Annotated in this window: 12 protein-coding genes; all 12 read left to right on the top strand. The window is 51.1% G+C overall.

Annotated elements, in window-relative coordinates:
• Position 1: 1 nt before the first annotated feature.
• The 12 genes from KQI79_RS07210 (at position 2) to KQI79_RS07265 (ending at position 13,469) form a co-directional block, all read left to right on the top strand.
• Entirely contained in the window at positions 2–955 is a 954-nt protein-coding gene (locus tag KQI79_RS07210) for a bifunctional riboflavin kinase/FAD synthetase (protein ID WP_216537554.1), read from the top strand.
• 147 nt (positions 956–1,102) lie between these two features.
• Positions 1,103–1,372 (top strand): 30S ribosomal protein S15, encoded by a 270-nt coding sequence (rpsO, locus tag KQI79_RS07215; RefSeq protein WP_216537555.1) that lies wholly within the window; start codon positions 1,103–1,105, stop codon positions 1,370–1,372.
• A 179-nt stretch (positions 1,373–1,551) separates the two neighbouring features.
• On the top strand, positions 1,552–3,654 hold the full coding sequence (pnp, locus tag KQI79_RS07220; protein WP_216537556.1) for a polyribonucleotide nucleotidyltransferase: 2,103 nt from the start codon (positions 1,552–1,554) through the stop codon (positions 3,652–3,654).
• 161 nt (positions 3,655–3,815) lie between these two features.
• Complete coding sequence (locus tag KQI79_RS07225) at positions 3,816–4,850, top strand: polysaccharide deacetylase family protein (RefSeq protein WP_230191786.1); 1,035 nt, start codon at positions 3,816–3,818, stop codon at positions 4,848–4,850.
• 81 nt (positions 4,851–4,931) lie between these two features.
• Positions 4,932–6,179 carry a M16 family metallopeptidase gene (locus KQI79_RS07230; protein ID WP_216537557.1) on the top strand — a complete coding sequence of 416 codons (1,248 nt, stop codon included), beginning with the start codon at positions 4,932–4,934 and terminating at the stop codon, positions 6,177–6,179.
• Between the two features lie 50 nt (positions 6,180–6,229).
• On the top strand, positions 6,230–6,679 hold the full coding sequence (dut, locus tag KQI79_RS07235) for a dUTP diphosphatase (protein ID WP_216537558.1): 450 nt from the start codon (positions 6,230–6,232) through the stop codon (positions 6,677–6,679).
• 169 nt (positions 6,680–6,848) lie between these two features.
• The gene (gene dpsA, locus KQI79_RS07240) at positions 6,849–7,748 is read left to right on the top strand and encodes a dipicolinate synthase subunit DpsA (RefSeq protein ID WP_216537559.1); all 900 of its coding nucleotides are present in this window, start codon (positions 6,849–6,851) and stop codon (positions 7,746–7,748) included.
• Entirely contained in the window at positions 7,745–8,341 is a 597-nt protein-coding gene (locus tag KQI79_RS07245) for a dipicolinate synthase subunit B (protein ID WP_216537560.1), read from the top strand. Before dpsA ends, KQI79_RS07245 begins: the two co-directional genes overlap by 4 nt.
• 23 nt (positions 8,342–8,364) lie before the next feature.
• A complete protein-coding gene (locus KQI79_RS07250) occupies positions 8,365–9,402 on the top strand; it encodes an aspartate-semialdehyde dehydrogenase (RefSeq protein ID WP_216537561.1) in 1,038 nt (345 codons plus the stop codon).
• 48 nt (positions 9,403–9,450) lie between these two features.
• Positions 9,451–10,701 carry an aspartate kinase gene (dapG, locus tag KQI79_RS07255; RefSeq protein WP_216537562.1) on the top strand — a complete coding sequence of 417 codons (1,251 nt, stop codon included), beginning with the start codon at positions 9,451–9,453 and terminating at the stop codon, positions 10,699–10,701.
• A 12-nt stretch (positions 10,702–10,713) separates the two neighbouring features.
• Complete coding sequence (dapA, locus tag KQI79_RS07260) at positions 10,714–11,589, top strand: 4-hydroxy-tetrahydrodipicolinate synthase (protein ID WP_216537563.1); 876 nt, start codon at positions 10,714–10,716, stop codon at positions 11,587–11,589.
• A 203-nt stretch (positions 11,590–11,792) separates the two neighbouring features.
• Complete coding sequence (locus tag KQI79_RS07265; protein WP_216537564.1) at positions 11,793–13,469, top strand: ribonuclease J; 1,677 nt, start codon at positions 11,793–11,795, stop codon at positions 13,467–13,469.
• Positions 13,470–13,571 lie beyond the last annotated feature (102 nt).

Below are 13,571 nucleotides of genomic sequence, written 5' to 3' on the forward strand. Positions count from 1 at the left end.
TGTGAAAAAAATAACAATATCATATCCGTTAACTTCAGATGAAATCAAACAATGGGGTCATCCCCAAGCGATGGCGATCGGTTTCTTTGACGGCGTTCACCTTGGCCATCAAAACTTGATTCGTCGTGCCGTGGACTATGCGCAAAAAGCGGGAATACCGGCGACGGTCATGACCTTTCATCCTCATCCGAAGGAAGTGCTGGGCAAACCGCCGACCCGGGCCCAATACGTTACGCCGCTTGACGACAAAATTGAAAAAATGGTGCGCTTAGGCGTGGATCGGGTCTATGTCGTCCGGTTCGACGAAGCGTTCGCCGGCGTATCGGCCGAATCGTTCGTGCACAATATGCTCTTCGCATTGCAGGTCGAGCATACGGTCGTCGGCTTCGATTTTACTTTCGGACATCAAGCCGCCGGCGATGTCGACGCATTGCGCCGGCTCGGGGAAGGACGGATGACCGTCGACGTTGTCCCATCATTCCCGCTTGACGACAAAAAAATTAGCAGTTCTTCGATTCGCGCGTTTTTGCAGGAAGGCAAAATTCACGAAGTCAACCGGTTGCTCGGCTGCAGCTATCGAATGACCGGAACGGTTGTGCCGGGGGAGCAGCGGGGCAGAAAGCTCGGATTTCCGACGGCCAATCTCGATTTGACGGCCCCTTACATCGTGCCGCGCAACGGCATTTACGCCGTACGGGTGCAACGGCTCGAGACATGGTATAACGGCGTGATGAGCATCGGTCTTAAGCCGACATTCCATGACAGTATGGCCGTTCCCGCCGTCGAAGTGCATATTTTCGATTTCGACGAAATGATATACGGCGAACAGCTCCGCGTCGAAGTGGTGGAATATATTCGCTCCGAGCGGCGTTTCCCGTCCGTGGACGCCCTGATTGCGGAAATTGCGCGGGATTCGGAGAAATCGAAAATCATTTTGCGGCATTGGCAAAAATAAGGTCGATTATGATTTTACTTTTCCTTTGGCAAGTGGTATAGTATATAATGTTGCGGCAAGGCGAGCAACGATTAACCTTGGCTTGGTCAGCCGCTCTCACCGGCGCTGACGAGGCTAACGGCGATTATAATAAAGGAGGTGAATAGGATGGCACTTACACAAGAGCGTAAAACCCAATTGATCGAAGAGCACAAAACTCATGCGTCCGATACCGGAAGCCCTGAGGTGCAAATTGCTATCCTAACGGAAAACATCGTTAACTTGACAAACCATTTGCGCACGCACAAGAAAGACCATCATTCGCGTCGCGGCCTTTTGAAAATGGTCGGCCAACGCCGCAAGCTTTTGGCTTATTTGAAAAATAAAGATGTTAACCGTTACAGCGCTTTAATCGAAAAGCTCGGATTGCGTAGATAATGTAACGTACAAAAGCAGCCTGGTTGTTGCCGCATAGCTTCGCTGAAGCTACGCGGATGCAGCCGGGTTGCTTTTTATGCAGGCGTTGCCGGACGGATTCGCATGCTTGTTTTCAATAAAAGCAGGAAATAATGATACATATGCAGAAATGATAAAGGTGTTACTTGAGGAGGGATTCAATGGAAAAGCATATTGAAATGCAGCTTGGCGGAAGACCGCTGCGACTTGAGACGGGCCGTTTGGCGAAGCAAGCCAACGCGGCGGTTACCGTACGCTATGGCGAAACGGTTGTATTGTGTACGGTGACGGCTTCGTCCGAACCGAAAGATTTGGATTTTTTCCCATTGACGGTTAATTATGAAGAACGGTTATACTCTGTGGGCAAAATTCCGGGAGGATTCATTAAACGCGAAGGCAGACCGAGCGAAAAGGCGATATTGGCGAGCCGTTTGACGGACCGCCCGATTCGGCCCCTCTTTCCCGAAGGTTTCCGGAACGATGTGCAAATCGTTAATTTAGTCATGAGCGTAGACCAGGATTGCACGCCTGAAATCGCCGCGATGATCGGCACTTCGGCTGCGCTCAGCATCTCCGACGTACCGTTCAACGGTCCGATCGGCGGGGTGGCCGTCGGCCGAGTCGACGGTAAATTCGTCATCAATCCGACGGTGACGGAAGAGGAACAAAGCGACATGTACCTGGTCGTGGCGGGGACGAAAGACGCCATCATGATGGTCGAGGCCGAAGCGAATGAAGTGCCGGAAGAAACGATGCTGGAAGCGATCATGTTCGGGCACGAGGAAATTAAAAAGATCGTAGCCGTACAAGAACAGTTTGTGGAAATGGCCGGCAAACCGAAAATGGAAGTCGTTCTGCACGCGGTCGACGAGAACGTAAATCGGGATGTCCGGGCATTCGCGCAGGAGCGGCTGGTTGAAGCGGTGAAAATCGCCGAAAAGCATGCCCGCCAAGAAGCGATCGATGCGATCAACGATGAAGCGACGGCTCATTTTGAGCAGCAGTACATAGACACGCCTGAACTGATGAAAGATGTGAAGGAAGTTTTGTACGACATCGTGAAAGAAGAAGTCCGCCGCTTGATCACGCACGATAAGGTTAGACCGGACGGGCGCCGTTTGGACGAAATCCGCCCGATCGAATGCGATATCAGCTTGCTGCCGCGAACGCACGGTTCCGGACTGTTTACGCGCGGGCAAACGCAAGCTTTGAGCGTATGTACGCTCGGCGCATTAGGCGATGTGCAAATTTTGGACGGACTCGATTTGGAAGAATCGAAACGCTTTATGCATCATTACAATTTCCCGCCGTTCAGCGTCGGCGAAGCGAGACCGCTGCGCGCTCCGGGCCGCCGCGAAATCGGGCACGGCGCATTGGGCGAACGGGCGCTGATGAAAGTCATTCCGTCCGAAGCGGAATTCCCGTATACGATCCGGCTCGTATCCGAAGTGCTGGAATCGAACGGCTCCACGTCGCAAGCGAGCATTTGCGCAAGCACGCTTGCCATGATGGATGCCGGCGTGCCGATTAAAGCGCCGGTAGCGGGCATTGCGATGGGGCTGATCAAAGACGGCGAGCATGTATCGATCTTGACCGATATTCAGGGGATGGAAGACCATCTCGGCGATATGGACTTCAAAGTGGCCGGTACTTCCGAAGGCGTTACGGCGATTCAAATGGATATCAAAATTGACGGCATCGACCGCCAAATTTTAGCCGATGCCTTGCGTCAAGCGAAAGAAGGACGTATCTTCATCTTGTCGAAAATGCTGGAACGGATTCAGAAGCCGAAGCCGAATTTGTCTCCGTATGCGCCTAAAATCGTTACGATGCAAATCAATCCGGATAAAATCCGCGACGTCATCGGAGCGGGCGGAAAGATCATCAATAAAATTATTGAAGAAACCGGCGTAAAAATCGATATCGAACAAGACGGACGCGTATACATCGCCTCGGCAAACGAAGAGATGAACGAGAAGGCGCGCTCGATTATCGAAGGAATCGTTCGAGAAGTCGTCGTTGGCGAAATTTACGTCGGCACGGTGAAGCGTATCGAGAAATTCGGAGCATTCGTTGAAATATTGCCGGGCAAAGAAGGGCTCGTCCATATTTCCCAGCTTTCCACCGAACGGGTCGGCAAAGTCGAAGACGTCGTCGCCATCGGCGACAGCGTCACGGTGAAAGTGACGGAAATCGATCAGCAAGGACGCATCAATTTATCGCGCAAAGCGGTACTGACGGCGCAAGTGCCCGCGCAATCCTAAGCGGGGGTATCATAAGCGGGAGAAACAGAACCATTCTGTTTCTTTTTTTTCGCATTAGAATCAGCATAATCCTGTCCGACCGGACATATGAATAGGACAAAACTATGCGTGCTTGCAAGGCTGGTTTTCGTCCTATTCTCGTTCAGGAAGGAGTATTTCGGATGGCTGGAAAGAAACTGGTCATGATATTCGGCTGTATGATCGGGTTGCTCGTGCTGGCGCGAGTGAGCGGAATAAGCCTGTTTATTCATCAAAATAAAGATCGGGCTTACATTCAAAATGCGTTCGAAATGTTTCGCGATGCGGAGGCCACCGAAAAAGATCCCGTTATGCGGCGGATCGAAGAGGAAGCGGCCAAACGGAGAATCGAACCGGTCGATGCGATTGTCGACCGCGTGTGGAAGCTGATTCCGGGTTATAACGGGATCGAAGTCGATATCGATAAAACGTATCAATTGACGAGATCGAAGAACGGCGAAGGGGAAATCCGCTTTGTCTATCGGGCAATTCCGCCGAAGATCAAGACCGATTCTTTACTCCCCAATCCGATATACAAAGGAAATCCGAACAAACCGATGGTTTCGCTCATGGTCAACGTGGCATGGGGCAATGAGTATATCGAACCGATACTGCGGATTATGGATGACGAAAACGTGAAAGCTACGTTCTTTTTCGACGGCTCATGGTTGAAGAAAAACATCGATACCGCCAAAATGATTCAAGAACGCGGACATGAGTTGGAAAACCACGCTTATTCCCATAAAGATATGAGCAAATTAAGCCGCGAGCAGGCCGTTCAAGAGATTGTCAAAACGAAAAAACTGCTCGAAGAGGAGTTAAACGTCCAAAATCGTTGGTTTGCGCCGCCTTCCGGAGATTTTGACATGGAAACGGTGCAAATCGCTCACGAGTTAGGGTTAAAGACGGTGCTATGGACGCTCGATACGGTAGATTGGAACAATCCGAGCCCGGAATCGGTCGTCCAAAAAATTAGCAGGCATGTCGAACCGGGATCGCTAATATTGATGCATCCCACAAAATCGTCCAGCCAGGCGCTGCTCGGCATGATTCGCGAAATTAAGCGGAAAGGTTATTCGCTTGGCACGGTGAGCCAGACGTTATCAGAGGAAAGAACGCCCCCGGATACGTTGCCGCCTAACTTGTTCCCGATGGTCAGTTCGCCGAATGCGGGTTGAGACGGCCTTGTTTTTTTGATAGGATTAGATTGCATTGTTTAGCGCATGCGAAGCTTCACAAAATGATTAGGAGGGCCTTCCGTGATCAAAACACAACTTAAAAACGGTTTGCGCGTCGTGCTCGAGAAAATTCCGACTTGCCGTTCCGTCTCGTTCGGCATATGGGTCAAAACCGGTTCGCGCAACGAGCAAGCGTCGAATAACGGAATATCCCATTTTATCGAACATATGCTTTTCAAAGGCTCGGAGCGTTATTCGGCTCAAGACATCGCGGAATCGTTCGATGCGATCGGAGGCTACGTCAACGCCTTTACATCGAAAGAATATACTTGCTATTATGCGAAAGTGTTGGATGAACATTTGCCGATCGCGATGGATGTGCTTGCCGACATGTTCTTCACGTCCCGCTTCGATCAAGACGACTTGGAGAAAGAGAAAAACGTCATTATCGAAGAGATCGCCATGTATGAGGATACGCCCGACGATACGGTGCATGACGATGTTTCCCGCGCCGCGTACGGCGAACATCCGTTGGCGTATTCCATTCTCGGCACGGAGGAACGGCTGCAGGCGATGAGCGCTTCCGATCTGCGCCGGTACATGGGCGAGCATTACACCGTTGCCGATACGGTCATTAGCATTGCCGGCAATATCGACGACGGCGTGATCGATTTGCTGGAGAAGCATTTCGGCCATTTTCAATCCGAAGGAAACAAACATTCGCTGAAGGCGCCGGTCTTTCAGGGAGAAGTATTGTTCCGCGAGAAGAAGACGGAACAAAATCATATTTGCATTTCTTTCCCAGGGTGCTCGATATCCGACCCGCGCTTGTATGCGATGATCTTGTTAAACAATGTTGTCGGCGGCGGCATGAGCTCCCGCCTGTTTCAAGAAATTCGCGAAAAAAGAGGATTGGCGTATTCGGTCTTCTCCTATCATAGTTCCTACGCGGACAGCGGCTTGTTTACGGTATATGCCGGGACGGCTCCGAAACAATCGAAAGAAGTTCTCGATCTGACGATCGAGGTGATGGAGAACTTGAAGGCCAAAGGGTTGACGGAATCGGAGCTGCATAAAGGGAAAGAACAGCTTAAAGGCAGTCTTATTCTAAGTTTGGAGAGCACATCCAGCCGCATGAACCGGCTCGGCAAAAACGAGCTGATGCTGTGCAGGCATTACACGCTTGACGAAGTGATCGCACGCATTGAAGCGGTGTCGATGGAAGACGTCGATTTTTTGCTGAATCGCATGTTCGAATCTCCGTTCGCGCTGGCGATGGTGGGTGGAAGCGACCAGGCGATCGGCGGTTTGAAACGAACGATAAATTAATGTTATCTATGCCGCACTAATATTCGAATCTATTGATGGAGGAATGGATCATGTCCTATACCGTTCAACTCAAACGTTTACCAGGCAACGAAGATGTTCAGTTGCCGCAGAGAATGTCCGAGCTTGCCGCCGGATTCGATCTGTACGCCGCCGTTTCCGAGCCGGTAACCTTGCGGCCGGGCGAGCGCGCGTTGATTCCAACCGGCTTTGCGATCGCCATGCCGCCGGAGCTGGAGGCGCAAATCCGGCCTCGCAGCGGGCTCGCTTACAAGCATGGGATTACATGCTTGAATTCGCCGGGAACGATCGACGCGGATTACCGCGGGGAAGTGAAAGTGCTCTTGGCAAATTTGGGACAAGAGCCGTTCGCCGTTACGCGCAACGAGCGTATCGCGCAAATGGTGTTTCAAGTCGTGCCGCAAGTTAAGCTCGAGCAAGTCGAAGAACTGACCGAAACGGCGCGCGGCGCCGGCGGATTCGGCCATACCGGGACGAAATGATATATTCTTTATTCCATAAACGGCTTTTATCGTTCTAGACGAGCGATAAGAGCCGTTTTTTGTTGGGGGATAACCAGTTTTGCGCACCCCTTCATAGGCGCAGGCATAATATGATTTATACGTCATGACTTATGACGTCAGCATGACCCGAAAGGAGTGATAGATCCTGATGCTTACAGGAGTCCATGTCGTTTTTTTGGGAGGAGACGCCAGACAGCTTGAAATTATTCGCAAAATGACGGAACTCGACGCGACCGTTACGATCGTGGGATTCGATCAACTGCAAAATCCGCTGCAGGGGGCCTACCGGTCGGACTTGAAAAACGAGCTGTTGGAAAAAGCGGATGCGCTCATTATGCCGGCTGTCGGCACGGACGACGAAGGGGCGATCAGCGCCATCTTCGCCTCGAGCGAACTGAAACTGACCGACGAACATATCGCCGTCCTCCCGAAACATTGCAAAATCTATACGGGAATGGCGAAGCCTTATTTGCGCAAGTTGAGCTTGAAACATAAGATCGATCTGGTTGAATTGTTCGACAGGGACGACGTTGCGATCTACAACTCGATTCCGACGGCCGAAGGAGCCTTGATGATGGCGATCCAGAACACGGACATTACGATTCACGGATCGAAGTCCATGGTGCTTGGCATGGGAAGAACCGGACTGACGATGGCGAGAACGCTGCAAGCTTTAGGGGCCAAAGTGAAGGTGGGCGTACGGCGCGAAGAACATTTCGCACGGGCGACGGAACACTGTTTTGAGCCGTTTTATATAAAAGATTTATCGTCTCATGTGAGCGATATTGACTTGCTTTTTAATACGATTCCGACTATGATAGTCACAGCACAAATAATAGCGAATATCCCGAATCGGGCGGTTATTATCGACCTGGCTTCAAGTCCCGGAGGAACCGATTTCCGGTTCGCGGATAAGCGGGGAATCAAAGCTTTGCTCGCTCCCGGTTTACCTGGCATCGTCGCTCCCAAAACAGCTGGACGCATCATGGCGGATTGTTTAAGTCAGTTGATTTTGGCGGATACGCGCGAACGGGGGAATCGGGTATGAAATGGGAAGGCAAAACGGTCGGTTACGCATTGAGCGGATCGCATTGCACCTTTGCGGAAGTGATGCCGCAAATTCAAAAATTTGTGGACAGCGGAGCGAAAGTGATCCCGATCGTCACGAATACGATTATGACGACGGACACGCGATTCGGCACGTCGGAAAGTTGGCAAAAACAGTTGAAAGAAATTACGGGGAATGATATTATTTCTTCAATCGTTGAAGCGGAACCGCTCGGACCGTCCAAGTTGTTGGACGTTATGGTTATCGCGCCTTGCACGGGCAATACGACCAGCAAATTGGCGAACGCCATGACGGATAGCGCCGTTCTGATGGCGGCGAAAGCGCAAATGCGGAATCAGCGCCCGCTCGTATTGGCCATCTCTACCAATGACGGGTTAGGATTGAACGCGGCCAATATCGCCAAATTGCTTATTACGAAACATATTTATTTCGTGCCTTTCGGCCAAGACGCTCCGCATAACAAGCCGAACTCGCTTGTGGCGAGAATGGATTTGATTCACGATACTTGCGCGGCCGCATTGGAGGGCAAGCAATTGCAGCCGATGCTGATCGAAAGGTTTCAATATACGTAATTTATAGAGGGGAGAAACGCCAGATGTCTAATCAGAAATTGTATAACGTTGCCGTTGTCGGGGCAACAGGTGCCGTAGGAGAACAAATACTAGGATTGCTAGAGAAGAGAAACTTCCCGATCAATGAACTGAAGTGCTTGTCGTCCGCCCGTTCGGCGGGCAAAAAGATCGTCTTTAAAGGCCGGGAGATTACGATAGAGGAAGCGAAGCCCGAAAGTTTCAAAGGGATCGATATCGCTTTGTTCAGCGCGGGCGGAGACGTCAGCAAAGCTTTGGCGCCGCATGCCGTCGAACATGGCGCCGTTTGTATCGACAACACGAACGCTTACCGGATGGACCCGAATACGCCGCTTGTCGTTCCTGAAGTGAACCTTGAGGCTGCGGACGGACATCAAGGGATTATCGCGAACCCGAACTGTTCGACGATTCAAATGGTAGCGGCGTTAAAGCCGCTTTACGACCGCTTTGGCATCTCGAAAATTATCGTTTCCACTTATCAGGCCGTTTCCGGCGCGGGCAGCAGCGCTATTGACGAAATGCTGCGCCAATCGAAAGAAGTGTTGGCGGGCAACGAAGTAGAACCGCAAATATTGCCGGTCGGTTCCTTGCCGGTCAAACATCAAATCGCCTTCAACGCGATTCCGCAAATCGATAAATTCCAAGACAACGGCTATACGTTGGAAGAGATGAAAATGGTGCGGGAAACGAAAAAAATTCTCGCCGACGAATCGATCGACGTTACGGCGACTTGCGTTCGGATTCCGGTCGTATACGGTCATTCGGAATCGGTATACGTCGAATTGAAGAACGATTACGAATTGGAGGACGTCAGATCGTTGCTTGCGAACGCTCCCGGCATCACGGTAGTTGACGATCCGGCCAGCCAGCAATATCCGCTCGCTACCGAAGCGGCGGGCAAACCAGACGTATTCGTCGGCCGCCTGCGCCGCGATTTGGGCGAAGCGCGCGGATTAAACATGTGGATCGTATCCGACAACTTGCTCAAAGGCGCAGCTTGGAACGCAGTGCAAATTGCCGAATATATTGCTAATGGGAAATAATCGGTAAATCCTGAAATCGGTTTTGGCATAAACCTGGGGGGAAATGCAATGCGCATCTTGGTTCAAAAGTTCGGAGGCACTTCCTTATCTACGCCCCAAGCCCGAGAGCATGTCGTTCAACATATTCGCCGCGAGCTTTCTAACGGGTACCAACTCGTCATCGTTGTCTCGGCCATGGGCAGAAAAGGAGATCCGTACGCGACCGATACATTGCTCGAGTGGATCGGTCAAAACGGCAACCGCCTGCCCGCTCGCGAGCAAGATTTATTGCTTTGCTGCGGTGAAGTCATTGCCGCAGCAACGCTATGCAGCATACTTAACGAGCAACTTATTCCGGCCGTTGTTCTCACGGGAGCGCAGGCCGGCTTCATTACGAACGACCAATACGGAGATGCGCGCATCGTGGAGGTTCGCCCGACTCGCGTATTGGAATATTTGCAAGAGAACAAAATCGTTATCGTCACGGGATTTCAAGGCCAGACGGAGAACGGCGATATAACGACGCTCGGCCGCGGCGGAAGCGATACGTCCGCGACGGCGTTAGGAGCGGCGCTGCAGGCTGAAACGGTCGATATTTATACGGACGTCAACGGCATTTTGACGGCGGATCCGCGAATCGTCGAAGACGCCAAGCCGCTGTCCGTCGTCAGTTATGTCGAAATTTGCAATATGGCGCATCACGGCGCCAAAGTGATACATCCGCGCGCGGTGGAAATTGCGATGCAAGCCCAAATTCCGGTGCGGGTCCGTTCGACGTTTTCCGAAGACGAAGGGACGCTCGTCACCCGACTGGAGGGAGTGACGGATCGCAAATTCGGCATCGTCGATCGTTATGTGACTGGGATTGCGTATGTAAACAATGTGACGCAAATTACGGTTGACGCACATGAAGGCGCGGAAGATTTGCAGCTTCGCGTCTTTAAAGCGATGGCGCAGCACCAAATTAGCGTCGATTTTATTAATGTTACCCCTTCCGGGGCGGTTTATACCGTATTCGACAACGATGCGGAACGCGCGGTTACGATTTTGGAACGTTTGGGATACCGTCCGAAGGTATTGTTCGGTTGCGCGAAAGTTTCCGTCATCGGCGGCGGCATGAACGGAGTGCCAGGCATTATGGCGAGAATTGTCGAGGCCTTAACGGAACGGGAAATACAAATTTTGCAATCGGCCGATTCGAATACGACGATTTGGGTTTTGGTCCGTCAGTATGATATGATCGAGGCGCTGCGCGCCCTTCACGCGAAATTCGAGCTTCACAAGGAAGTGTACGACACGAACGCCGTCATACGCCAATAGGGGGGATTTTTAATGGATTTCGGAAGAGTCATTACGGCAATGGTTACCCCGTTTGACGACCAATTGCAGATCGATTGGGAACGAACGGGCCAATTAATCGATTATTTGATCGAAGAACAATGCAGCGACAGTTTGGTCGTCTGCGGCACAACCGGCGAATCGCCGACGCTTACCGACGAAGAGAAGCTGGCGATGTTCCGGTTTGCGGTCAATCATGTTAACGGCCGCTGCAAAGTCATTGCCGGTACAGGCAGCAACAATACCGCGCATTCGATCCATTTGACGAAAGAGGCGGAGAAATTAGGAGTCGACGCCATTCTGGCAGTCGTGCCTTATTATAATAAACCGAATCAAGAAGGTTTATATCGGCATTTCAAAGCGATTGCGGAATCGACGACATTGCCGGTGATGCTCTACAACGTTCCCGGCAGAACCGTCGCCAATTTAGCCGCGCAAACGACATTGCGCCTGGCGGAAATCGACAATATCGTCGCCATTAAAGAATGTGCCTCCGCCGACCAGATGACGGAGATTTTATCGGCATGTCCGAATAACTTTACATTGTATTCCGGGGACGACTCGGCGACGCTGCAAACGCTCGCACTCGGCGGGCACGGCATCGTCAGCGTGGCCAGCCATGTGATCGGCCGCAAAATGAAAGCGATGGTTGAAGCATATGTCAACGGGGATGTACAACAAGCAAGCGTATTGCATCGGGAATGCTATCCCGTGTTCAAAGGATTGTTTGAATGCCCCCATCCGGTTCCGAATCCGGTGGCCGTCAAATACGCACTAGGGTTGCGCGGCATACCGGTTGGCGGGGTGAGGCTGCCGCTCGTCGAGCCGTCGGAATCCGAAGCGGCTTTTATTCGAAATTTGATGCAATAACGGATTCTTGTTTTTGCGTATACGACCGGTGCTACTTGTAAGGCATCGGTTTTTTTGTTTCGGGCAACGATAAGTTTACGGAGGGCGACTTGTGTTTTCGTAAATTAATCATGTATAATGGGTTAAAGTGACTGGGTGCGGTATAATTTAGTAAAAAACAATATAAGAGCGACGTCCATAATATTTAGGAGGGTTAGATCCACTTGTCGAAGAAAAACAACAATGATAAATTGACGATTTTTGCTCTTGGCGGCGTCGGTGAAATCGGGAAAAACATGTACGTCATTCAATATGCAAACGATATTGTCGTGGTCGATTCCGGATTGAAATTTCCGGAAGAAGATATGCTTGGCATTGATATCGTTATCCCTGATATTACGTATTTGACCGAGAATCGCGATAAAGTAAGAGGAATATTGTTAACGCACGGCCATGAGGACCATATCGGCGGATTGCCTTATGTGCTGAAACATTTGAACGTACCGGTATACGGTACCAAATTAACGCTCGGACTAGTCGAGAGCAAATTAAGAGAAAACAACCTGCTTGGAGAAACGAAACGCATACTGATCAACGCAGACTCTGAGGTTCAACTCGGAACGATTCGCGCAACTTTCTTCAAAACGAATCACAGCATACCGGATTCGGTAGGCATTTGTTTGGAAACGCCGGAAGGTGTCGTCGTACATACGGGCGACTTTAAGTTTGATCATACCCCAGTCAATGATCAATATGCGGATTTGCAGCGTATGGCGGAAATCGGGAAGAAAGGGGTGCTCGCCCTTCTGTCGGACAGCACCAACGCGGAGCGTCCGGGATTTACGCCTTCCGAAAGCAGCGTAGGCGAGAATCTGGTAGACATTTTCCGCAGAGCCGAGCAAAGAGTCGTTGTCGCTACATTCGCGTCGAATATTCACCGGATTCAACAAGTGATCGACGCCGCGGAGGCAACAAGACGCAAACTGACGGTCATTGGACGCAGTATGGTCAATGTCGTTACCATCGCTTCGGAATTAGGTTATTTGCATATTCCGGACGGAATGCTGATCGAGCCGGAGGAAGTCAACAAAATGTCGGCCGACCGCGTCGTCATTCTATCGACGGGCAGCCAAGGCGAACCGATGTCCGCGTTAACGCGCATGGCTCGTTCGACGCATCGCAAAGTCGACATTTTGCCTGGCGATACCGTCATTATCGCGGCAACGCCGATTCCCGGAAATGAAAAGTATGTCGGCCGCACGGTGGACGAATTGTTCCGCCTCGGCGCCAATGTCATCTACGGCGGATCGATTACCGGCGTTCATGTGTCGGGTCACGGAAGCCAGGAAGAATTGAAATTGATGCTTAACTTGATGCGCCCGAAATATTTCATTCCGATTCACGGAGAATACCGGATGCTTCATCATCACGCTATGCTGGGCGAAGCCGTCGGGATCGACCGCGACAATATTTTTATGATCGATATCGGCGATATCGTTGAAATCCAAGGCGGCGCGGCTCGCAAATCCGGCAAAGTGCCTTCGGGCAATATTCTGATCGACGGACTTGGAGTAGGCGATGTAGGCAATATCGTGCTTCGCGACCGTAAATTATTGTCTCAAGACGGCATTCTGGTCGTTGTCGTCACACTCAGCAAGCAAGACGGCACGATCATGTCGGGGCCGGATATTATATCGCGCGGTTTCGTATACGTACGCGAGTCCGAAGGCTTGTTGGACGAAGCGAACCGGATCGTTACAAGCACGCTTCACAAATTGATGAGTGAAAACGTTAACGAATGGGCATCGCTCAAAACGAACGTGAAAGATGCCCTAGGCCGTTTCCTATACGAGCAAACGCGGCGCAGACCGATGATTCTTCCGATTATTATGGAAGTATAGATGAAGCCGCATAAGCTGTCCTTAAGGTCCGATAACGGGCCGGGGACGGCTTTTTTTTCGTATAAAAACGGCTGACTAATCCATACTATGACGGAGTTGAAA

It is taken from the genome of Paenibacillus sp. MSJ-34, from assembly GCF_018918005.1.
Taxonomy (GTDB): domain Bacteria; phylum Bacillota; class Bacilli; order Paenibacillales; family Paenibacillaceae; genus MSJ-34.